We start from the raw sequence: 23382 nt of genomic DNA, 5'->3' as shown, positions 1-23382 counted from the left end.
AAAAAAGAAAAGGAGCCAACGGCTCCTTTGCTTTTTTACTTCATGAACAAGCGAACTAAGGATTAGCTTAGCTGTTGCCAATCTCGTCATTTTCTTCGTTGCCTGAAGCTGCTTCTTCAGCTGGCTTTTCGGCCGGCGCTTCTGCAGACTTTTCAACAGCATCTTTCATGCTCAGACGAACGCGACCCTGACGATCAATTTCAAGCACTTTGACCGGAACCGTCTGACCGACTGTCAGGTATTCGTTCACATCATTCACCCGCTCTTCAGCGATTTGTGAGATGTGTACCAGACCATCTTTACCAGGCAGAATAGTAACGAAAGCACCAAAATCGACGATCCGGGCAACTTTACCTTCATAGATACGGCCTACTTCAACGTCAGCAGTCAGCTCTTCAATACGAGCGATAGCCTTATCCGCTGAAGCCTGATCCGTTGCCGCGATGCGCACCGTACCGTCATCGTTAATTTCGATATTGGTATTGGTGCTTTCCGTCAATTCACGGATTACCGCACCACCTTTACCGATAACGTCACGGATTTTATCCGGGTTAATCTTCATGGTGTGATAACGCGGAGCGTAATCAGACAATTCGGTGCGCGCACCAGCTAAGGCTTCGTCCATCACATTCAGAATGTGCAGACGCGCAGCTTTCGCCTGGGCTAATGCAATCTCCATGATCTCACGGGTAATACCGTCGATCTTGATATCCATTTGCAGAGCAGTGACACCCTCTTTGCTACCCGCGACTTTAAAGTCCATATCGCCGAGGTGATCTTCATCACCAAGAATGTCAGAAAGCACCACAAATTTGTCGCCTTCTTTCACCAGGCCCATAGCGATACCGGCAACCGAAGATTTAATCGGTACCCCGGCGTCCATCAGTGCCAGCGAGGCACCACAGACTGAAGCCATAGAGCTTGAACCGTTGGATTCGGTGATTTCTGATACCACCCGGATAGTGTACGGGAATTCTTCCTGCGACGGCATGACCGCCTGTACACCACGTTTTGCCAGTTTACCGTGACCGATTTCGCGGCGCTTCGGCGTACCGACCATACCGGTCTCGCCCACACAGTACGGAGGGAAGTTGTAATGCAGCATAAAGCGGTTGGCATTAAAGCCAGTCAGATCATCAATCATCTGCGCATCACGTTCAGTACCCAGAGTAGCTGTTACCAGGGCCTGCGTTTCGCCGCGGGTAAATACTGCTGAACCGTGGGTGCGTGGTAATACGCCGGTGGCCATATGTAAGGCACGGACCATGTCCGGGTCACGACCATCGATACGTTTTTCACCAGCCGTAATACGGCTACGAACAATGTTCTTCTCTACCGAGTGGAACAGATCGCTGATTTCTTTGGCGTCAAGTTCTTCATTTTCAGCAGTAAGCTGCTCAGTAACCTTGGTTTTCAGTTCACTGATTTTGGCATAGCGCTCAGCTTTCTCAGTGATGCGGTAAGCTTCACCAATACCTTCTTCAGCCAGCTCTTTAATTTTATTCAGCAGCTCTTCGTTGGTTGCCGGAGCAGTCCAGTCCCACTTAGGCTTACCAGCTTCGGCTGCCAGTTCGTTGATGTTTTTGATGACAGTCTGCATCTGCTCATGGCCATAAACCACAGCACCAAGCATCACATCTTCAGACAGCAACTGGGCTTCAGATTCAACCATCAGTACAGCGTTTGCAGTACCGGCAACAACCAGATCAAGCTTCGATTCCAGCAGTTCTTCTGCGCCCGGATTCAGTACATATTCATCGTTAACCACACCAACGCGCGCTGCACCAATAGGACCGTCAAATGGCAGGCCGGAAATAGCCAGCGCTGCTGAGGTACCGATCAAGGCGACGATATCAGGGGATACCTGTGGATTCACAGAGATAACGGTAGCGACCACCTGTACTTCGTTGTTGAAGCCTTCAGGGAATAATGGCCGGATAGGTCGGTCAATTAACCGACAGATCAGCGTTTCATTTTCGCTTGGACGCCCTTCACGCTTAAAGAAACCACCGGGAATTTTACCGGCTGCGTAAGTACGTTCCTGATAGTTTACTGTTAACGGGAAAAAATCCTGGCCTGCTTTGGCTTCTTTTCTACCAACAACAGTGACCAACACCGTAGTGTCGTCCATGCTGGCCAGAACCGCGCCAGTTGCCTGGCGCGCCATCGCACCAGTTTCTAAAGTTACGGTATGTTGACCGTATTCAAATGTTTTAGTAATCGGATTCACGTTTTATTTTCCTTTACTCTTCGCTTCTGCTTTGTGTTTTTGTGTTCAAATTTAACAAAAAAGGGGCCTGAAGGCCCCTTTCGATGAACAGTGCTTAGCGACGTATACCGAGTCGCTCAATCAGGCTGGCATAGCGCTGATTGTTTTTACGCTTCAGATAGTCCAGCAATTTACGACGCTGGCTTACCATGCGCAACAAACCACGACGTGAGTGGTGATCCTTTGCGTGTTCTTTAAAGTGGCTTTGCAATTCGTTAATGTTAGCAGTCAACAGTGCAACCTGCACTTCCGGAGAACCTGTATCATTCTCACCCTGACCAAAGTTTTTAACGATTTCAGCTTTTTGTGCTGCAGTTAGTGACATATCTTACTCCTGATAGATGGATAATGTCAGTGCCAATCACTAATTCAGCACCAACTGATTCGCCGAGCATTATACGGGCTATAGACCCTAAACGCAACGGACGAAGCAACAATAATAACAACAAACCCCACTACCTTGCCACATCATTCATGACCCGCTTAGGTAGTAGTTTTCCGGCCTCCGGGCGACCAATTCCCAGCAATGCGCTGTCGCTCTGCCGGCGTACCCGCACATGGTCAGCGCCCGCCGGAATTGCCGTGGCCGGAGCCGCGCCGTTACCGGCCAGAAACCTGCTGCTTTCCGGATCACTGAGCCAGACTTCGGGGATCTGCTGAATCACCGAATCATTAGGCAGCAGCAGCGCATCCATGGCGGCGTAATCACCGGCTTCCTGATCAGTACTGGCGGCGATGGCGATCAGTTCGTCCATGGTCATCATGGATCCAACCACGCCCTGAATCCAGGTCCGCCGCAACTGCGCAACATGCGCGCCACATCCCAGTTCCTGACCCATATCGTCAATCAGGGTGCGGATATAAGTACCCTTGCTGCAGGTCACTTCCAGCGTCAGCAGATCATCCGCAAAGGCAATCTGGCGGATACTACGAATGCTAATCGGACGGGTCTTGCGGGGTACTTCAATGCCCAGCCGGGCATAGTAGTATAGCGGCCGGCCCTCGTGCTTCAGCGCCGAGAACATCGATGGCGACTGTTGCTGATCACCGGTGAACTTTGCAATAACCTGCTCAACATCTGCCTGGCTGACCGCCACATCCTGACGGGAAACAATCTCTCCTTCAGCATCACTGGTGGCGGTACGCACGCCCAGCTGCGCTGTAACTTCGTAGGTTTTATCAGCTTCCAGCGCGAAGTGGGAGACTTTAGTAGCCTCACCAAAACACAAAGGCAACAGCCCACTCGCCAGCGGATCCAGGGCCCCGGTGTGGCCGGCGCGATTGGCATTAAAAAAACGCCGCACTTGCTGAAGTGCGGCGTTGGAGGTGATATGTAAAGGCTTGTCTATCAAAATCACGCCATGAATGTCGCGACCCGACTTGCGTCGTCCCATCAGTCGTCTCCGTTGTTTTCCTGATCTGTCTTGGTATTACCGCGCTGGTCGCGGCGAATCGCCTCATCCACCAGCTTTGACATGCGGATGCCTTCGTTCAGCGAGGGGTCATGCATAAAGCGCAATTCCGGCACAATACGTGCACGAATGCGCTTACCCAATAACGAACGAATAAAGCCAGAGGCATCATTCAGGACTTTGAGACTGGTTTTAACCTGTTCGTCATCGTCCTGAAAGAAGGTCACAAAGACTTTGGCATAAGCCAGGTCACGGGTTACTTCAACCGCAGACACTGTGGCCATGGCCACGCGCGGGTCTTTGATTTCGTGCTGCAGTATCATCGCTATTTCGCGCTGATACTGCTGCCCGACCCGATCAGTACGACTAAAATCTTTTCCCATAGTCGCTTATAAACTCCGCTCGACCTGAACCGTCTCGAATACTTCGATCTGGTCGCCGACTTTCACATCGTTGTAGTTTTTCACGCCGATACCACATTCCATACCCGCGCGAACCTCTTGCACGTCATCTTTGAAGCGACGCAGCGATTCCAGTTCACCTTCATAGACCACCACGTTATCACGTAGTACCCGGATTGGTGCGGAACGCTTAACCACCCCTTCAGTCACCATACAACCGGCAATCGCACCGATTTTCGGCGACTTAAAGACGTCACGGACTTCTGCCAGGCCAATGATCTGTTGTTTGAACTCAGGCGCCAGCATACCTGTCATGGCGAGCTTGATTTCATCCAGCAGGTCATAAATAACACTGTAGTAGCGTAAATCGACTGCATCCTGCTCAATCAGGCGCTTAGCCGAAGCATCCGCACGCACGTTAAAGCCGATGATAATGGCATCTGAGGCACTGGCAAGCGAGGCGTCGGTTTCCGTAATACCACCCACACCACTACCGATAATATTCACTTTCACTTCATCGGTAGACAGCTTCTGCAGTGCATCAGCGATGGCTTCAAGAGAACCCTGTACGTCAGACTTCAGTACCAGGTTAAGCTCCTGAACTTCGCCTTCAGCCATATTGGCAAACATGTTCTCAAGCTTAGCTTTCTGCTGCTTGGCCAGTTTCACTTCACGGTATTTACCCTGACGATAGTTGGCAACTTCACGGGCTTTACGCTCGTCCTTAACCACTGTTGCTTCGTCACCGGCTTGCGGTACACCCGACAAACCAAGGATTTCCACCGGAATCGACGGACCCGCTTCTTTAATGTCACGGCCCAGCTCATCACGCATGGCCCGGATACGACCGTACTCAAGACCACAGAGGACGATATCGCCCTGCCGTAATGTGCCTTCCTGTACCAGCACTGAAGCCACTGGTCCACGCCCGCGATCAAGCCGCGATTCAATCACGATACCGTGGGCCATGCCATCGGCAACCGCTTGCAAATCAAGTACTTCGGCCTGCAGCAAAATAGCTTCCAGCAGTCGCTCGATACCTTCACCGCTATGCGCGGACACCGGTACGAACTGCACCTCGCCACCCCATTCTTCAGGGATAACGTCTCGCTGGGCTAACTCATTTTTAACCCGGTCGGGATCAGCTTCTGGCTTATCCATCTTGTTGATGGCAACCACAATCGGAACCTGTGCCGCTTTGGCGTGCTGAATAGCTTCCAGCGTTTGTGGCATGACGCCATCATCGGCCGCCACCACCAGAATGACGATATCCGTCGCGCTGGCACCACGTGCCCGCATCTGAGTAAATGCCGCGTGACCCGGAGTATCCAGGAAGGTAATCATGCCCTGGTCAGTTTCCACATGGTACGCACCGATATGCTGAGTAATACCGCCAGCTTCACCCGATGCCACCTTGGCCTTACGAATATAATCAAGCAATGATGTCTTACCGTGGTCAACGTGACCCATTACCGTAACAACAGGTGCCCGTGGCACTCTACTACCCGCTTCGGTAGCGTCACGATCAGACAGAACTTCCTGCTCAAGCGCGTTGTCACTGACCAACACCACCCGGTGTCCCAGTTCTTCAACCACCAGACTAGCCGTTTCCTGATCAAGAACCTGGTTGATAGTGACCATCTCACCCATTTTCATCATGGTTTTGATCACTTCGCTGGCCTTGATCGCCATGCGGTTTGCCAGTTCACCAACAGTAATGGTTTCGCCAAGTTTTACTTCGCGTTCCACTGGTGATGCCGGCTTATTAAATGCTTGTTGCAGAGTCGAACGTTTCGACCCTTTACGACGTTTTTCACGCCGCGGGCTGTCATCGCGCTCATCATCAGCACGACGGCGCTTGCTCGCCTTGCGGCGGCTACGACGCTCTTCATCTACGTCCTGCTCATCTTCGGCAGCCTGGGCAGTGCTGGACGTGGTAAAGTGAACATCTTCCTGCTCAGCTTTCTTACGTTTAGCTTCTTCTTCCTGCCAGCGCGCAGAGTTTTCTTCCGCCAGTTTACGGGCTTCTTCGGCTTGCAGTGCTGCTTCAGCTTCAGCCTTCTTACGGGCTTCCTGCTCCTGAATTTTACGCAGCCGATCGGCTTCGGCTTTGGCTTCATCAGCCAGCTTCCGCTCTTCCGGCGTCATTGCCGCGCGTTTATCAGCTTCAGCTTTCGCCTTGGCTTTTTCTTTCTCTTTGCGCGCTTGCTCTTGTTTGGCTTTCTCTTCCGCAGCTTTCTTCTCGGCCGCCACTTTCGCTTCGGCCGCTGCTTGCGCTTCGGCTTCTTTACGTTTGGCTTCAGCTTCAGCACGTTCGGCTTCGGCACGCTCCTGATCGGCGCGCTGCTGCTCTTCAAGCGCAGAGCGTTTCACATAGGTGCGCTTCTTACGCACCTCAACTGATACCGATTTGCTGCGACCAGGGCCGCCGGCAATGCTCAGTGTGCTTTTTTCTTTGCGCTTCAATGTCATCTTACTTGGCTCAGACGGGCCAGACCCACCATGCGCTTTGTTCAGATGGGTAAGTAGTTTTTGTTTCTCAGTTTCGGTTACCTGATCGCCGGGCACTTTTTTCATGCCTGCTTCTGCGAACTGCTGTACCAAACGATCAACTGTCGTACCCACATCTTTGGCTAGCTTATCCAGCGTTACTTCTTCCATAGTTTGTTGTACCCCCCGTTGACCTTATTCTTCATCACCGAACCAGCAGATATTACGCGCCTGCATAATCAGCTCACCAGCTCGTTGTTCGGTTAATTCTTCGATATCCGCTAAATCATCAATGCCTTGCTCGGCCAGATGTTCGAGCGTAATCACGCCGTGACTTGCCAGCACGAATGCCAGGTGCCGATCCAGGCCTTCCAGGTTTAGCAAGGTTTCATCCGGCTCAGCACTTTCCAGCGATTCTTCATCCGCCAGCGCCTTCGTCGTCAGTATGCCTTTGGCCCGACTACGCAGCTCTTCGACGATATCCTCATCCATGCCTTCGATGGCCAGTAATTCATCCATCGGTACGTAGGCAATTTCTTCCAGCGATGAAAAGCCTTCATCAATAAGCACTGAAGCAAAATCTTCGTCAATTGCCAGGCTGCTGGTAAAGAGATCCAGTAAGCGTTGTGCTTCGGCTTCATTTTTCTCGTTAAAGTCGTCCACCGCCATAACATTAAGCTGCCAACCGGTAAGCTGGCTGGCCAGCCGTACGTTTTGTCCGGCTTTACCTATAGCTTGCGCCAGGTTGCCTTCTTCAACGGCGATATCCATGGTGTGGGCTTCTTCGTCAACCACGATAGAAGCAACCTCAGCCGGCGCCATCGCGTTAATCACAAACTGTGCCGGGTTATCATCCCATAACACGATATCGACGCGCTCGCCGCCCAGTTCACCAGAAACCGCCTGCACCCGGGCTCCGCGCATACCAACGCAGGCGCCAACCGGATCAATACGGCGGTCATTGCTTTTTACAGCTATTTTAGCCCGTGAACCTGGATCCCGCGCGGCGCCACGAATTTCAATCAGCTCTTCGCCAATCTCAGGAACTTCAATCCGGAACAGCTCAATCAGAAAGTTGGGGTTGGTGCGGCTGACAAACAGCTGCGCGCCCCGTGCTTCCGGACGCACGTCATACAGCAATCCACGTACCCGGTCGCCAGCACGAACCGACTCCCGCGGCAACATTTCTTCGCGGTAGATAATAGCTTCCGCATTATTGCCTAAATCAAGAATCACATGCTCACGGTTAGCCCGTTTGACAATACCGCTTACCAGGTCACCGATTTGGTCCTGATACTCTTCAACCACTTTAGCGCGCTCAGCTTCACGTACTTTCTGTACGATAACCTGCTTCGCTGTCTGCGTGGTGATACGGTCAAATTCAATGGACGCGATCTGCTCTTCAACATAATCACCGGCCTGAACACTCTCATCTTCATACTGAGCAGCCGCCAGACTAATTTCCCGGTAAGGGTGCTCCAGCGGGTTTTCGGTATCGTCAACCACTAACCAGCGGCGGTACGTATCAAAATCACCGGTGCTGCGGTTAATGCTTACGCGCACTTCGATGTCGCCGTCGTATTTCTTTTTGGTCGCATGTTCAAGCGCTGATTCAAGCGCCTCAAAAATCTTCTCTTTTGATACGTCTTTTTCGTTTGAAACTGCTTCTGCAACCAATAAAATTTCTTTTGCCATGGTTTTGCCTCGCCTGCGCAATCCGTTAGTTAAACTGAGGAACTAAATGAGCTTTCTTGATCGAAGAGTTGGCTACTTTGAGCGTTTCCCCATCAATATTAAACTCGATCTGATCGCCATCAACTGCGGCAATCGTGCCTTTAAACTTGCGTTTTCCCTGTTGCGCCATAGTCAGCTCAACAGCGGCCACTTCGCCAATATAGTCGGCAAACTGGGCGGCTTTAAAAAATGGCCGTTCCATGCCTGGCGATGAAACTTCCAGGTAGTATTCAGCATTGATCGGATCTTCGACATCCAGAATCGAACTGGCCTGATAACTAACCTGTGCGCAGTCATCTACACCAACGCCATCTTCATGGTCGATGTAAATACGTAACGTAGAATGTTTTCCGGCGCGCACAAATTCCACTCCCCAGAGCGAGAATCCCAGTGCTTCTACCGCGGGCTGCAACATCTCTGCCAGCCGTTCTTCAACTCGTGCCAAACGCTAAACTCCTGAAACAAAAAAAGGGCGTAAACGCCCAGTGTTTTTGACTGCCAAATCGCCTTACCTGAAAGCTAAGTCGCTGCAGCAGAGGTCACATAGTAAAAAGCCCCGAACTGCGGCGGGGCTTTTATAACACTGGACCCTTTGTCTTACTAAAATGGTTGCGGGGGCAGGATTTGAACCTACGACCTTCGGGTTATGAGCCCGACGAGCTACCAGACTGCTCCACCCCGCGTCCGAAAACGTGTACGTATTATAAGGTTTTCCGCTTGAAAAGCAACCGTCATCGGGTTGCAAATTTGGTGCCGAAGGCGGGACTTGAACCCGCACGCCCGTTAAAGCACTACCCCCTCAAGATAGCGTGTCTACCAATTCCACCACTTCGGCAAAAAGATGACTATTCTGTGCTTAGTTACCCGGAGGTACGTCGCTGTCGTTAGCTGGCTGCTGCTGAACTTCAGGAACCGGAGTTTCCAGGTTCTCAAACTCGCCTGCTTCGTCACCAACTCCGGAGGATAAATTTCCCAGAATCAGACAGAGAACAAAAAATACCACGGCCAGTACTGCTGTGGTGCGGGTCAGGAAGTTACCTGAACCACCTGAACCAAATACGGTATTTGAACCGCCGGCACCAAAGGAAGCGCCCATATCCGCGCCTTTACCTTGCTGGATCATGACAAAACCAATCAGAACCAGTGCGATTATCAGGTACGCGATCAATAAAATTTCATACATATATCATTTACTCCGGGTTTGTGCCGCTGAACAAATTGCCAGAAATTCTTCTGGATCTAAACTGGCGCCGCCGATCAAACCACCATCAATGTCAGCCTCGGCGAACAGCGCCTCGGCGTTATCAGCTTTCAGGCTACCACCATACAAAATATGCATGCGACTGCCTGAAACCCTAAATTTTTTCGTCAGCCACTGCCGGATAAATCCGTGCACTTGCTGCGCGAGTTCCGGACTTGCTGTTTGTCCGGTACCTATTGCCCAAACAGGTTCGTAGGCAATCACTATCTGTTTACTTTGCTGCTCGCTCACACCATCAAGGGCGCTTTGCAGCTGTTGCTCAACCACCGCGTAGGTTTGTTCCTGTTGCCGTTGCGAGGCTGTTTCGCCAACACAAAGCACTACGGTAACTGGTTTTTCATTGAAGCTTAACGCGGCCTGTACTTTAGCACGAATCCGCTCTTCATCTTCACCATAATACTGGCGCCGTTCAGAGTGCCCTATCAGCACATAATCGACACCCGCTTCGGTCAGTAAACTCAGGCTATGTTCACCGGTGTGCGCGCCACTGGCATGCTCACTGATATCCTGTGCGCCGAGATGAACATGATCGTAAAACACCGCATCCTGCCATGCCGGAAGCAATACCGCCGGCGGACAAATCACCACAGAGATACGGTCCAGCACCTCATCGTGCTCGCGCAATTCAACGGTCATTTTCTCGACCAGACTGCGGCTTCCGTTCATTTTCCAGTTTGCAATAACTAAAGGTTGACGTTGCATCTGGTCTCTCCTGCTTCCTGAGTTGAGAGCGGCGAGATATTACATAACCTGGCCGCAACTTACAAGTGGCTAATCACCAACTTAGCCAAAGAAATTTAGCTTAGCTGGCGGCTTCAACTTCACTGGCAATTTCGTCAGCAAAGGATTTCACAATTTTAGCATCCTGACCTTCAACCATCACCCGGATCAGGGGCTCGGTTCCGGATTTGCGTAGTAACACCCGGCCATTATTACCCAGCGCTTGCTCCACTTCGGTAACCACCGCCTGCACATTATCGGCCTGCAACGGATCAGTACCGGCAGTAAAGCGAACATTAACCAGTGCCTGCGGAAATTTAGTAAAACCGGTTAGCAGTTCATCCAGAGTTTTCTGTTCGCGCTGCATCGCCGTTAAGACCTGCAGTCCGGCAATAATGCCGTCACCCGTACTATGGTACTGACGATTAATAATATGCCCGGAATTTTCACCACCAATACGCCAGTCTCTTTTTACCAGCTCTTCCATGACATAACGGTCACCCACTTTGGCCCGTACAAACGGGATCCGGCGGTCAGTGAAAAACTTCTCCAGCGCAAAATTACTCATCAGGGTGCCGACGATACCGCCCTGCAACAAGCCATCCTGCTGCGCCGCCCGCGCCAGGATAAACAGAATATCGTCACCATCAACCACACGGCCCGAAGCCGTCACCATCATGATCCGGTCACCATCGCCATCCAGGGCAAAGCCTAAATCAGCTTTGGTTTTCCGTACTTGATCCCGCAGCGCATCGAGGTGGGTGGCACCGCATTTATCGTTAATGTTAATGCCGTTCGGCTCAGTGCCGATTTCCCAGATGTCCGCGCCGAGTTCGCGCAGCACATCAGGGGCAATGTGATAGGTCGCTCCATGGGCGCAATCGACGACAATATTAAGCCCACTTAGTGAAAGATCGCCCGGAAAAACACTCTTACAAAATTCAATGTAGCGCCCCGGCGCATCGTCGATGCGACTGGCGCGGCCCATATTTTCTGACGGCACACACTTTATCGGCTCATCCAGCAGCCGTTCAATTTCGGCCTCCACGCTATCAGGCAGTTTACTACCCGCATCGGAGAAAAACTTAATGCCGTTGTCGTAATAAGGATTATGCGAAGCACTGATGACAATACCCGCTGCGGCGCGGAAATTACGCGTCAGATAGGCCACCGCCGGCGTCGGCATCGGGCCCAGGAATTCAACGCTGACGCCCGCCGATAACAGCCCGGCTTCCAGCGCAGATTCAAGCATATAGCCGGACAGGCGCGTATCCTTGCCCATTAACACCCGATTGTTACCATTTGCTGACAGCACAGTTCCGGCTGCCCAGCCAAGTTTCACGGCAAAATCCGGGGTGATCGGGAAGTCGCCAACGCGGCCACGCACCCCATCGGTGCCGAAATACTTACGTTCACTCAATTGAATTCTCCTGCCAAGGTTGCCGCGACAATTTTCATCGCATCAACCGTTTCCCTGACATCATGCACACGAATAATGTGTGCGCCTTTCATTGCTGCAATAGTGGCGGCGGCAAGGCTTGCTGGCAGGCGTTCAGAAACATCCCGTCCAGTCACCTGCCCCAGCATGGATTTTCTTGAAACGCCGACCAGTAGCGGCAGTTGCAGTTCATGCAACGCCTGCAGCCGGTGCAATAGCTCGTAATTATGCCTGATGGATTTACCAAAACCAAAGCCTGGATCCAGATAAATACGTTCGCGCGCGATTCCGGCCTCGGTACAGGCCTTTATCCGCTCCTGCAGGAACGACTTAACATCACAGACTACGTCCTCATAAACCGGCGCCTGTTGCATGGTGCGCGGCTCGCCTTGCATATGCATCAGGCAAACCTCGACCTGGCTGGCCGCGGCCGCAGCCAGCGCACCGTCTTCACGCAGCGCCCGGACATCATTGATCATGGCCACACCGGCGGCGACAGCTTCCCGCATAACGGTCGCTTTTGAGGTATCAACCGACAAGGGCACCGCCAGCTCGCTACGTAGCCGTTCAATCACCGGGATAACCCGATCCAGTTCCTGCTGGGTACTGACTGCCGGCGCGCCGGGACGGGTCGACTCACCGCCAATATCCAGCCAGGCAGCGCCATCGGCCACGAGCTGCTCAGCATGGCGCAAAGCCTCATCGATCTGATTAAATTTGCCGCCGTCAGAAAATGAATCCGGCGTCACATTAACAATGCCCATGACCTTAATCGGTGCTGTCGCCATAGCTCGCCTCAAATCACTGGTTCGCAAAAAAAAGCCCCGGGACCGGGGCTTTTCGATACTTAACTGGCGGGTGCATCGCCGGTCTTGCCGTCTGATATCGGTCGCTCGGGGGCTTCCGTTTCAGCTGCTCCACCACCCGATGACGGGGTGTTGTCTGGTTTATTCCAGTCGCGCGGCTCACGCACGTCCCGGCGGTTCATCAAGTCGTCTATCTGATCCGCATCTATGGTTTCATACTTCATCAGACAGTCTTTCATGGCGTGCAGAATATCGACGTTTTCTTCAATAATCCGCTTCGCCCGGTCATAGTTACGATCAATGAACGACCTGATCTCCCGGTCAATCGCTTGCGCGGTATCATCAGCCATTTGCTTGTGATGCCCCATGGAACGGCCGAGGAATACTTCGTTCTCGTCGTCCGCATAGAGTAATGGCCCCATCTTGTCGGACAGACCCCATTGGGTCACCATCTTCCGTGCAATCTGGGTAGCCCGCTCGATATCATTCGAGGCGCCCGTAGTCACCCGATCATCACCGTAAATGACCTGCTCTGCGATACGCCCGCCAAACAGACTGGAAATCATACTCTCCAGATGCTGTTTACTGTGGCTGACACGATCCCGCTCGGGCAGATACATAGTCACACCTAAAGCGCGGCCACGGGGAATAATCGAAACCTTGTAAACCGGATCGTGCTCTGGCACCAGGCGACCGACGATGGCATGGCCCGCTTCATGATACGCGGTCATTTCTTTCTCTTCGTCTGTCATCACCATGCTGCGGCGCTCCGCACCCATCATGATCTTGTCTTTGGCTTTGTCGAATTCTTCCATCGACACCACCCGCTGATTGGTCCGCGCCGCAAACAAGGCGGCTTCATTGACCAGGTTAGCGAGGTCAGCTCCTGAAAAGCCTGGTGTGCCACGGGCAATAACTGCCGCATCGACATCGTCGCCAAGGGGGACTTTGCGCATATGCACTTTAAGAATCTGCTCACGGCCACGCACATCGGGTAAACCAACCATCACCTGACGGTCGAAACGACCCGGACGCAGCAAGGCAGGATCCAGTACATCAGGACGGTTGGTCGCCGCAATGACGATAATACCTTCATGTCCTTCAAAACCATCCATCTCAACCAGCATCTGGTTCAGGGTTTGCTCACGTTCATCGTGACCACCACCTAAGCCGGCGCCACGCTGACGACCTACAGCATCGATTTCATCGATAAAAATAATGCACGGAGCAGATTTCTTCGCCTGCTCAAACATATCACGCACCCGTGAAGCACCAACACCCACAAACATTTCAACGAAATCCGAACCTGAAATCGAGAAAAACGGTACCTGTGCTTCGCCGGCTATAGCTTTCGCCAGCAAGGTTTTACCGGTACCAGGGGGGCCTACCATCAGCACGCCGGTCGGGATCTTGCCGCCTAATTTCTGGAAGCGGGTCGGGTCTTTCAGATAGTCAACCAACTCGGAGACTTCTTCTTTGGCTTCATCACAGCCGGCTACGTCTGAAAATGTTGTTTTAATCTGATCTTCACTCATCAAACGGGCTTTGCTTTTCCCGAAGGACATCGCACCACCGCGACCGCCGCCACCCTGCATCTGACGCATGAAGAAAATCCACACGCCGATCAGTAATAGCATGGGGAACCATGAAATAAAGATCGAGGTAAGAATACTCGGCTCTTCTGGCGGCTTGCCGCTCACTTCCACATTGTTCGCCAGCAGGTCATCCAGCAGTTTAGGATCGTACTGGGTCGGAATCACCGTTTTAAAGGTCTCGCCGGTACGGTTTTGCGCAGTGATCACCCGATCGTCAATGTCAGCCTTGCGGACCCCGCCGTTATTCACCTGCGAGATAAACTCACTGTAGGGAACGTGGGTGCTGCCGCCATTACCGGGACTGAAGCTGTTGAATACTGTCATTAGTACTACAGCTATCACCAGCCATAAAATTAAGTTTTTTGCCATATCGCTCAAAGCCGACTACCTCTTTCGTTTCGCTTGTCGCACGCAGTACGCTATTTAACTACACCAGAGTACTACAATTTGTATCCTGTCGCCACCAAATAGACCTCGCGCGAGCGGGCCCGTGACGAATCCGGTTTACGGGTACGCACCGTGGTAAAGGCCGCACGCACGTCTTTCAGAAAGCCTTCAAAACCCTGTCCGTGAAACACTTTGACGACAAAACTGCCGTTCGGTTTCAGTACCTGATGACACATAGCTAAAGCCAGTTCCACCAGATAAATCCCCCGGGGCTGATCAACATTGTCATTGCCACTCATATTCGGAGCCATATCCGACAGCACCACATCTACGTTCTTGCCGCCGATTCGATCAAGTAAGGCCTGTAATACCGCTTCTTCGCGGAAATCGCCTTCCAGAAAATCCACTCCCGCAATAGGATCCATGGGTAATATATCGCAGGCGATGACCTGTCCCTGACCGTTGAGCGCTTCCACCACGAACTGAGACCAGCCGCCGGGCGCCGCGCCGAGATCAACGACAGTCATACCCGGGCGAATTATTTTGTCCCGTTTTTGTATCTCATCCAGCTTAAATACCGCTCGCGAACGCAACCCTTGCTTCTGCGCTTTCTGCACATAGTGATCACTGAAGTGTTCCTGTAGCCAGCGCGAGCTGCTTGCCGATCGTTTTTTTGCCATTGTGTCCTACCAAACTAGCGTCTACTACCCAGATGGCGGTAGAATAGTCAAAATTCAAGTTTCAATGGGATATTATTACATGGCAACTGCCTCAACATTAAGCAATAAGCAAAAACAGCAGCTAAAAAGCCTGGCTCATCCGTTAAAGCCAGTGGTATTACTAGGTGCCAACGGGCTGACTGAGGGCGTACTGGCCGAGATCGAATTAGCGCTGAATCATCACGAACTGATCAAGGTAAAAGTGCCGGAAGAAGATCGCGAACTACGTGAGCAAATCTATTCAACGATTGTGGCTCATACTGGCGGCCACCGGGTACAAGTCGTCGGCAAAGTACTGACCTTGTATAAGCCAGGCCCCGAACGCAAGATCGCGCTGGTCGGGCCCTGAGACCTCAGCTTCCGCGGTTAGGAACACCCCGCAGCGCCAGTGCTTTGGCAACCTGGCGCAACACCATATTAAGTGGCACCACTTCACGTCGCTGCAACCGGAAAGTTTCCACCATCAACTGCTTGTTCGGTTCCGTCAGCGGTGCCCCATAGTGGGTTAGCAACGGCTCTACCCGCACCAGTGCCCGGATGGTTTCTTCCATGGTGTCCTGTTCACGGTGAAAGGCCTGAATCTCCCCCAGATCAAGCACATCAACCGGTGCCGGATAACGTAAGTTCTGATAGGGGGCGAAAAACCAGTCCAGCGAAACACCCTGTGACAATAGTCCCCCCACCAGCTTGCCGTAATTAACCGAATTCCGGCGTTTCCAGTTTGAGTAGGTTCCTTCAGGCAGATCCAGCCAGCGCATAATGCGACCCTTACCCCGCAGCCCGGAAATGAGCTCGAGACGGGCCATGCATTCATCAATATCAGGCAGGGAATATTCAGGATCCAGCGACGAAGTTATAGCGCTAGTACGCTCGTCTGACATCTGCTCACGCTCATCATAAAAAACTAAACGGGCTTAAGTTTAACTAGTTAAGCTACAAAAAATCAACGCTTTGAAACAAGATAATAAAAAACGGCGCGACCAGGTCGCGCCGTTTTAGTCATTAAGACGATACGTCCGATTAACAGTATTCGACTTTCACCACTTCATATTCAACTTCGCCGCCGGGGGTATTCACCTTGGCTACGTCATCAACGACCTTACCAATCAAGGCACGGGAAATAGGTGAATTGACCGAAATCATATTTTCCTTAATATTCGCCTCGTCATCACCAACGATTCGATAGGTGACTTCTTTCTCTGAGGCGGTATTAAACAACGTTACGGTTGAACCGAAAATAACTTTGCCCTGATTTGGCACCTTGGTGACATCAATGATTTGGGCATTGGATAACTTTGCTTCAATCTCCTGAATACGGCCTTCGCAGAAGCTCTGCTGCTCACGCGCTGCATGGTACTCAGCGTTTTCTTTTAGATCGCCGTGTTCACGGGCATCAGCGATAGCCTGAATAATACGTGGCCGATCTTCAGATTTAAGGCGTCTGAGTTCCTCTCGTAGCATCTCAGCGCCGCGCGTTGTCATTGGAATTTGATTCATGCGTTTAAAACCCTTTTATGCAGCGATTGCAATGAATTTACCCGAGCGCGGTCATCTGCCGCGTTGGCTTTCACTGTAGCGAATGCTGCATTTAACGTAGTGGTGTAAATGACTTTATTCAAGAGTGCTTCGCGGCGAATATAGACGGAGTCTTCAATCGCGCGGCGCCCTTCAACAGTATTAATAATGTAACTGTACTCGCCGTTTTTGATTGCATCAACAATATTTGGCCGGCCTTCCTGCAGCTTATTCACCACAGTACAGCTGAAACCCTCATCCTTCAGCAACTTAGCGGTACCGCGCGTGGCCTCCAGGGTAAAGCCTAAACCGACCAGCCCACGGGCTAAATCAAACAACCGGTCTTTGTCGCCATCACGAACTGAAAGCAGCGCTTTACCGGCTTTTGCCAGGGCTTCGCCAGCACCCAGGTTCGCCTTGGCGTAAGCTTCTTCAAAGGTTTCACCAACGCCCATGACCTCACCGGTCGAGCGCATCTCAGGCCCGCGAATCGGATCCACACCCTGGAATTTGGCAAACGGGATAACCACTTCTTTGACTGAGTAATAGGGCGGAATGACTTCCTTGGTATAACCCTGTTCGGCCAGGCTTTGACCCACCATAACCCGGGCGGCAATTTTCGCCAGTGGCAAGCCGGTCGCTTTAGACACAAAAGGCACCGTACGAGCAGCCCGGGGATTCACCTCAATCAGGTAAACATCTTTTTCTTTTATGGCAAACTGCGCATTCATCAGGCCATTTACGCCCAGTTCAAATGCCAGCTTCTTCATCTGGTCACGCAATTCATCCTGAATCTCCGCGCTCAGCGAGTATGGTGGCAACGAACAAGCCGAATCGCCGGAATGGACGCCAGCCTGCTCAATATGCTGCATGATGCCGCCAATCAGCACATCGGTACCGTCACAGATAGCATCCACATCCACCTCAATGGCGTTATCCAGGAAGCGATCCAATAGCACCGGCGCTTTGTTGGAAACTTTCACCGCATCGGTCAGATAGCGCAGCAAGTCTTTCTCATCATAGACAATTTCCATCGCACGGCCGCCGAGGACATAAGACGGCCGGACCACCAGCGGATAACCGATGCGCTCGGCTTCACGCAGCGCATCGTCCACTTTGGTTACCGTGGCGTTTTCGGGCTGCATCAGCCCGAGACGGCGGACAGCACCCTGGAACCGCTCACGGTCTTCCGAACGGTCAATAGCGTCAGGCGAGGTGCCGATAATAGGAACACCGTTCGCTTCCAGTTCGCGGGCCAGTTTCAGTGGCGTCTGGCCACCGTACTGCACAATCACACCCAGTGGCTTTTCGATCCGCACTATTTCCAGTACGTCTTCAAGCGTGATCGGTTCGAAATAGAGCCGATCCGAGGTATCGTAATCCGTCGAAACCGTTTCCGGATTACAGTTCACCATGATGGTTTCATAGCCATCTTCACGCAGCGCCAGCGCCGCGTGTACGCAGCAATAGTCAAACTCAATACCCTGGCCAATACGGTTAGGGCCGCCACCGATTACCATGATTTTCTTGTTATCCGTGGGGTTTGCTTCACATTCCTCGTCATAGGTCGAGTACATGTAAGCAGTATCCGAACGGAATTCGCCAGCACAGGTATCAACCCGCTTATAGACCGGATGGATCTTCTGTTCATGGCGCAATTTGCGGATCTCAGACTCTTCAACTTCGAGCAGGTCGGCAATACGCTGGTCAGCGAAGCCTTTGCGTTTCAGCTGTCGCATGACCCGTTCGGTCAGCCCATCCAGACCAAGTTTCTGGATTTCTGCTTCCAGCAACACAATCTCTTCGATCTGGATCAGGTACCACTCATCAATCCGGGTCAGTTCGAACACTTCACGCACCGTCATATGCATACGGAACGCGTCAGCAATATAGAAAATCCGCTCCGCGCCTGGCTCTTTCAGTTCGCGAATAATTTTATCGCGCGCCGTCGGGTCGGCAAGATCAACCATAGGATCAAAGCCAGAAGCACCAATTTCAAGACCACGTAGCGCTTTTTGCATGGATTCCTGCTGATTACGACCAATCGCCATCACCTCGCCCACCGACTTCATCTGGGTGGTCAGGCGGTCATTACAGCCAGCAAACTTTTCAAAGTTAAAGCGTGGGATTTTCGTAACCACGTAATCCAGCGCCGGCTCAAACGACGCCGGCGTGACGCCCCCGGTGATCTCATTCTCAAGTTCATCCAGGGTATAACCGACGGCCAGTTTGGCGGCAACTTTAGCAATCGGGAAACCCGTTGCTTTCGAGGCCAATGCCGAGGAACGGGATACCCGCGGGTTCATCTCAATGATAACCATACGGCCGGTATCGGGATCGATACCAAACTGCACGTTCGAGCCCCCGGTTTCGACGCCTATCTCGCGCAACACGGCCATCGCCGCATCACGCATCAGCTGATATTCTTTATCGCTCAGCGTCTGCGCCGGCGCGACTGTAATTGAGTCGCCTGTATGAATACCCATGGCATCAAAGTTTTCAATGGCACACACGATAATGCAGTTATCGTTTTTATCGCGCACCACTTCCATTTCAAATTCTTTCCAGCCAATCAGCGACTCGTCAATGAGCAACTCTTTGGTAGGAGATAAATCCATACCCCGGCGGCAGATTTCTTCAAACTCGTCGCGGTTATAGGCAATACCGCCACCGCTACCGCCCATGGTGAACGAAGGCCGGATAATGCATGGGAAGCCAAGGCGTTCCTGAATCTCAAAAGCTTCAGTCAGGCTATGCGCCACTTCCGCATTTGGCGTTTCCAGGCCAATTCTTTTCATTGCTTTATCAAAGCGATCGCGATCTTCAGCCTTGTCGATGGCGTCGGCGTTAGCGCCGATCATTTCCACCCCGAACTTTTCCAGTACGCCGTGCTTATCCAGTTCCAGCGCACAGTTAAGCGCGGTCTGGCCACCCATAGTAGGCAACACCGCATCAGGGCGTTCAATTTCAATGATTTTAGCGACGACTTCCCAGTGGATAGGCTCAATGTAGGTCACATCTGCCATCTCGGGATCAGTCATGATGGTCGCTGGATTAGAGTTTACCAGAATAACCCGGTAGCCCTCTTCGCGCAGCGCTTTACATGCCTGGGCACCGGAATAGTCAAATTCACAGGCCTGGCCAATAACAATCGGACCAGCGCCAATAATAAGGATACTTTTTATATCTGTACGTTTTGGCATAGTGTTACTGGCTCATTAATTCAATAAAATGATCGAACAACGGCGCTGCATCATTCGGCCCCGGACTTGCTTCCGGATGGCCCTGAAAACTAAAGGCAGCAGCATCGGTGCGGTGAATACCCTGCAAGGTACCGTCAAACAGCGACTTGTGGGTAATGCGCAGGTTGCCTGGCAAACTGCTTTCGTCAACCGCGAAACCGTGGTTCTGCGAGGTGATCATAACGCGGCCACTATCCATATCCAGTACCGGATGGTTGGCACCATGATGGCCAAATTTCATTTTTTCGGTTTTCCCGCCGCTGGCTAAAGCGAGCAGCTGATGGCCCAGGCAAATTCCGAATACCGGAACCCTGGCCGCAATAATTTCCTGAGTCGCTTTAATAGCGTAGTCGCAGGGCTCGGGATCGCCAGGACCATTCGATAAGAAGACCCCATCGGGTTTCATCGCCAGCACTTCGCTGGCTGGCATTTGCGCCGGGACTATAGTGATCCGGCAGCCGCGGTCGGCCAGCATGCGCATGATATTGCGTTTAAAGCCGTAATCGTAAGCGACCACATGAAACTTCGGGTCTTTTACATCACTGAAGCCTTCGCCCAGCTTCCAGCTGGTGGCGGTCCACTCGCAAGGGTGGCGAATGCTGACTTCTTTGGCTAAATCCAGTCCTTTCAGACTAGGGCACTCACGTGCCAGTTGCAGCGCTTTATCTATATCCAGCTCGCCATCGACATTACCGGCCATGATACAGCCGTTCTGGGCGCCATGTTCACGCAGGTGACGGGTCAGCTTACGGGTATCAATGTCAGCAATCCCCACCACATTGCGCTGCCGCAGATAGTCGGTAAGCGACTGCTCACTCCGGAAATTACTGGCTTTCAGCGACATATCACGGATGATCAGGCCTTTTGCCCAAACCCGGTTGGATTCGTCGTCTTCGTGAGTGGTGCCGTAATTGCCAATGTGGGGGTATGTGAGAGTGACGATCTGTTCAGCGTAGGAGGGGTCGGTAAGAATTTCCTGATAACCGGTCATTGCGGTATTAAAAACAACTTCACCAACTGCTGCACCGCCGGCACCGATCGCTGTGCCGTGAAAAACAGTACCATCAGCAAGAACGAGTATCGCCCTACTTGCTGCATGGCTCGCTAGAATACTCAAGGTTAACCTCCGTACATAAAAAAACGGGTGAATCATTTAAATGACTTCCCCGTTGATTACCTTGCACCAGCGTAAGGCTTAAAGCCTCTGGAGTGCGCGTTTTCGCTTGCCCGAAAAATATCCCGGCAAATTGGTCCTAGTGTAGCCAAAACCAGCGCTTTCGTCCAGCCGAATTTAGCCCGGCTACAGGTTAGAGAATATCCTTCAGCGCCTGCTTCAGATCCAGCATATCGGCCATCCGGTAACGTCCCGGTGGCTGCTCCGACAACCAGCGGGCTGCCTGTAACGCGCCGGCGGCAAACACACTGCGGTCGCTGACCTTGTGGCTGAGTTCCAGCCGCTCACCGGTTTGCGCCAGCAACACGCTGTGCTCACCAACAATATCCGCCGCCCGGATACTGGCAAAACCTATACTTCCCGGGCGCCGCCGACCATTGCCGCGAAGGCCGGCGGTCACATCAGCCAGCTGTTGCTTACGCCCGGCCGCCGCACTCTCACCGAGCGCCAGCGCAGTGCCTGACGGCGCATCCCGTTTATGCTGATGGTGCGCCTCAATAATTTCAATGTCGGCGTCAGGCAACGCGAAACTGGCCAGTTGTACCAATTGCTGCAGCAGCGTGACTCCAACGCTGGTATTGGCCGCATAAAGCACCGGAATGGTAGCGGCCGCCTGTTCCAGCAACTGCTGTTGTGCCGACGTCAGGCCGGTGGTGCAGACCACAATCGGCACCTGCAAGCGCTGCGCCGCGGCAAGGTTGGCGACCAGGGCTTCAGGTAATGAAAAGTCAATCAGGACATCGACCTGATCCGGGATCAGGTCATCGGTATGCATAAAAGTTAAGCCGCCGCTGGTGGGCTGACCCAGTCGCACCGAGTCGATACCCACCAGCGCTGCTGCCGGTTCCATCTGCGGGTGCGCTTCTGCCGCCGTTAACAGGCTTTGCCCCATGCGCCCGGAAGCGCCAATCACTCCAATTTTGATCATAAGCTTACTCGCTGTTCATTATCGCTTAGGCTATTGTCGCTTAAGGTACTGTCGCTTACCGCATCATCCGCTGTCTCTGAATCGCGACCCAACACCACTGCCACAGCCATATCACCGGTAACATTGGTGGCAGTGCGGATCATATCGATAATTCGATCGATGGCCGCAATAAAAGCAATACCCTCTAACGGTAAGCCTACCACATTCAGCGTCACTGTCAGCATGACCATAGCAGTTCCGGGCACCCCGGCAGTACCCACTGACGCCAGCGTGGCTGTCAGCGTAATCAACAGATAGTCCATCCATTCCAGCGGAATGCCGTAAAGCTGGGCAATAAATATCGCCGCGATAGCCGGATAAATACCGCCGCAGCCGTCCATATTAATGGTCGCGCCCAGTGGTAACACAAAGCCGGCATATTTCTTTGACACGCCCAGCTTTTCGGTTACTGTCTGATGCGCCACGGGTAAGGTGCCGAAGCTGCTGCAGGTGGTAAATGCAACCAGCTGCGCGGCGAACACCGATTTAAAAAAGAACCAGGGCGATATCCCGGCACCCCAACGCACCAGGCTACCGTACACCACCAGAATATGAATCAGACAGGCCAGGTAAATGGCGCCAATAAACACCGCCAAAGGCCACAGGCTGGAAAGACCATAATAACCAACGACCCAGGCCATCAGGCCGAATACGCCGAAGGGGGTCAGTTCCAGCACCATCTTAGTGATGCGGTACATGACCTGCGCACCGGCCTTCAGGGTATCGCCAAGGGGTTTGGCCGTATCACCGACTTTATTAATGGCAATGCCAACCAGCGCCGCGAACACCACAATCTGCAGAATATTACCCTGGCTTAGCGCGGCAAAGGGGTTGGTCGGAATGAAATTCAGAAATACGTCGACCACGCCGGGTACTTGCTTAGGTACATAATCAGCGCTGGCGATGAGATTGCCGGTTGGCGTAATATCAAGCAAGCTGCCAACTGCCAACCCGATACCGCTGGCGATGACCGCGGTAAGTAAAAACAAACCGACGGTTTTAGCGCCAAGCGCCTCCACCCCGGAATTGCCCTGCAACTGCAGGATAGCACTGACGATGGCACAGAAAATAAGTGGTGCCACTAACATCTTCAGTGCATTGATAAACACTGTACCTAGCGGCCGCAACCCCTGCGCGACCTCGGGAGCCAGAACCCCGATCAATGCGCCCAGCACAAAACCACCAAGTACCCGTTGCCAGAACGGAATCGCAAACCAAGCCTGAAACATCCGTAGTCACCTTATCGTCGAAA

At 52.5% G+C, this 23382-nt stretch carries 20 protein-coding genes and 2 tRNA genes; 1 reads left to right on the top strand and 21 read right to left on the bottom strand.

Going from position 1 to position 23382, the window contains the following annotated elements; all coding sequences use genetic code 11:
- Window positions 1–67 precede the first annotated feature (67 nt).
- The 15 genes from pnp to rlmE all read right to left on the bottom strand — a co-directional run bounded on the left by pnp (window position 68) and on the right by rlmE (window position 15193).
- The gene (gene pnp / locus IDSA_RS02145; RefSeq protein WP_034773860.1) at window positions 68–2230 is read right to left on the bottom strand and encodes a polyribonucleotide nucleotidyltransferase; all 2163 of its coding nucleotides are present in this window, start codon (window positions 2228–2230) and stop codon (window positions 68–70) included.
- Between the two features lie 94 nt (window positions 2231–2324).
- Entirely contained in the window at window positions 2325–2594 is a 270-nt protein-coding gene (gene rpsO, locus IDSA_RS02140; RefSeq protein WP_034773857.1) for a 30S ribosomal protein S15, read from the bottom strand.
- A gap of 130 nt (window positions 2595–2724) precedes the next feature.
- Window positions 2725–3663, bottom strand: coding sequence for a tRNA pseudouridine(55) synthase TruB (truB, locus tag IDSA_RS02135; RefSeq protein ID WP_034773856.1), 939 nt, complete (start codon window positions 3661–3663; stop codon window positions 2725–2727).
- Window positions 3663–4064, bottom strand: coding sequence for a 30S ribosome-binding factor RbfA (gene rbfA, locus IDSA_RS02130; RefSeq protein WP_034773855.1), 402 nt, complete (start codon window positions 4062–4064; stop codon window positions 3663–3665). Before rbfA ends, truB begins: the two co-directional genes overlap by 1 nt.
- Before the next feature lie 6 nt (window positions 4065–4070).
- Window positions 4071–6743 carry a translation initiation factor IF-2 gene (gene infB, locus IDSA_RS02125; RefSeq protein WP_034773853.1) on the bottom strand — a complete coding sequence of 891 codons (2673 nt, stop codon included), beginning with the start codon at window positions 6741–6743 and terminating at the stop codon, window positions 4071–4073.
- A 24-nt stretch (window positions 6744–6767) separates the two neighbouring features.
- A complete protein-coding gene (gene nusA, locus IDSA_RS02120) occupies window positions 6768–8267 on the bottom strand; it encodes a transcription termination factor NusA (RefSeq protein ID WP_034773851.1) in 1500 nt (499 codons plus the stop codon).
- 25 nt (window positions 8268–8292) lie between these two features.
- Window positions 8293–8751, bottom strand: coding sequence for a ribosome maturation factor RimP (rimP, locus tag IDSA_RS02115; protein ID WP_034773850.1), 459 nt, complete (start codon window positions 8749–8751; stop codon window positions 8293–8295).
- Window positions 8752–8912: 161 nt separating this feature from the next.
- Window positions 8913–8989: transfer RNA gene (locus IDSA_RS02110), tRNA-Met, on the bottom strand.
- Between the two features lie 65 nt (window positions 8990–9054).
- Window positions 9055–9141: transfer RNA gene (locus tag IDSA_RS02105), tRNA-Leu, on the bottom strand.
- Between the two features lie 21 nt (window positions 9142–9162).
- Window positions 9163–9489: a preprotein translocase subunit SecG gene (gene secG, locus IDSA_RS02100; RefSeq protein ID WP_034773849.1), complete on the bottom strand. Its 327-nt coding sequence runs from the start codon at window positions 9487–9489 to the stop codon at window positions 9163–9165.
- 3 nt (window positions 9490–9492) lie between these two features.
- Window positions 9493–10269, bottom strand: a complete 777-nt coding sequence (tpiA, locus tag IDSA_RS02095) for a triose-phosphate isomerase (protein ID WP_034773848.1) — start codon at window positions 10267–10269, stop codon at window positions 9493–9495.
- 100 nt (window positions 10270–10369) lie between these two features.
- A complete protein-coding gene (gene glmM / locus IDSA_RS02090) occupies window positions 10370–11707 on the bottom strand; it encodes a phosphoglucosamine mutase (protein ID WP_034773847.1) in 1338 nt (445 codons plus the stop codon).
- Window positions 11704–12513 (bottom strand): dihydropteroate synthase, encoded by an 810-nt coding sequence (gene folP, locus IDSA_RS02085; RefSeq protein ID WP_034773845.1) that lies wholly within the window; start codon window positions 12511–12513, stop codon window positions 11704–11706. Before folP ends, glmM begins: the two co-directional genes overlap by 4 nt.
- Window positions 12514–12572: 59 nt before the next feature.
- Complete coding sequence (gene ftsH / locus IDSA_RS02080) at window positions 12573–14504, bottom strand: ATP-dependent zinc metalloprotease FtsH (protein ID WP_034773844.1); 1932 nt, start codon at window positions 14502–14504, stop codon at window positions 12573–12575.
- 62 nt (window positions 14505–14566) lie between these two features.
- Window positions 14567–15193 (bottom strand): 23S rRNA (uridine(2552)-2'-O)-methyltransferase RlmE, encoded by a 627-nt coding sequence (rlmE, locus tag IDSA_RS02075; RefSeq protein WP_034773843.1) that lies wholly within the window; start codon window positions 15191–15193, stop codon window positions 14567–14569.
- Window positions 15194–15272: 79 nt separating this feature from the next.
- On the opposite strand from rlmE, the gene yhbY reads away from it, so the two are divergent.
- Window positions 15273–15581 (top strand): ribosome assembly RNA-binding protein YhbY, encoded by a 309-nt coding sequence (yhbY, locus tag IDSA_RS02070; RefSeq protein ID WP_034773842.1) that lies wholly within the window; start codon window positions 15273–15275, stop codon window positions 15579–15581.
- 4 nt (window positions 15582–15585) lie between these two features.
- Here yhbY and IDSA_RS02065 read toward each other — a convergent pair whose 3' ends face one another.
- From IDSA_RS02065 to IDSA_RS02040, 6 genes are all read right to left on the bottom strand, one after another.
- A complete protein-coding gene (locus tag IDSA_RS02065) occupies window positions 15586–16113 on the bottom strand; it encodes a hypothetical protein (RefSeq protein ID WP_034773841.1) in 528 nt (175 codons plus the stop codon).
- Window positions 16114–16252: 139 nt separating this feature from the next.
- Window positions 16253–16729, bottom strand: coding sequence for a transcription elongation factor GreA (gene greA, locus IDSA_RS02060; protein ID WP_034773840.1), 477 nt, complete (start codon window positions 16727–16729; stop codon window positions 16253–16255).
- Window positions 16726–19950 (bottom strand): carbamoyl-phosphate synthase large subunit, encoded by a 3225-nt coding sequence (gene carB / locus IDSA_RS02055; protein WP_034773839.1) that lies wholly within the window; start codon window positions 19948–19950, stop codon window positions 16726–16728. The genes greA and carB overlap by 4 nt, the downstream gene beginning before the upstream one ends.
- 4 nt (window positions 19951–19954) lie before the next feature.
- Window positions 19955–21106 (bottom strand): glutamine-hydrolyzing carbamoyl-phosphate synthase small subunit, encoded by a 1152-nt coding sequence (carA, locus tag IDSA_RS02050; RefSeq protein ID WP_051986009.1) that lies wholly within the window; start codon window positions 21104–21106, stop codon window positions 19955–19957.
- A 190-nt stretch (window positions 21107–21296) separates the two neighbouring features.
- On the bottom strand, window positions 21297–22091 hold the full coding sequence (dapB, locus tag IDSA_RS02045; RefSeq protein ID WP_034773838.1) for a 4-hydroxy-tetrahydrodipicolinate reductase: 795 nt from the start codon (window positions 22089–22091) through the stop codon (window positions 21297–21299).
- On the bottom strand, window positions 22088–23359 hold the full coding sequence (locus IDSA_RS02040; RefSeq protein WP_034773837.1) for a dicarboxylate/amino acid:cation symporter: 1272 nt from the start codon (window positions 23357–23359) through the stop codon (window positions 22088–22090). The genes dapB and IDSA_RS02040 overlap by 4 nt, the downstream gene beginning before the upstream one ends.
- Between the last annotated feature and the right edge of the window lie 23 nt (window positions 23360–23382).

It is taken from the genome of Pseudidiomarina salinarum (genome assembly GCF_000753715.1).
GTDB classification, from domain to species: domain Bacteria; phylum Pseudomonadota; class Gammaproteobacteria; order Enterobacterales; family Alteromonadaceae; genus Pseudidiomarina; species Pseudidiomarina salinarum.
This window is presented reverse-complemented; position numbering and strand designations above follow the sequence as displayed.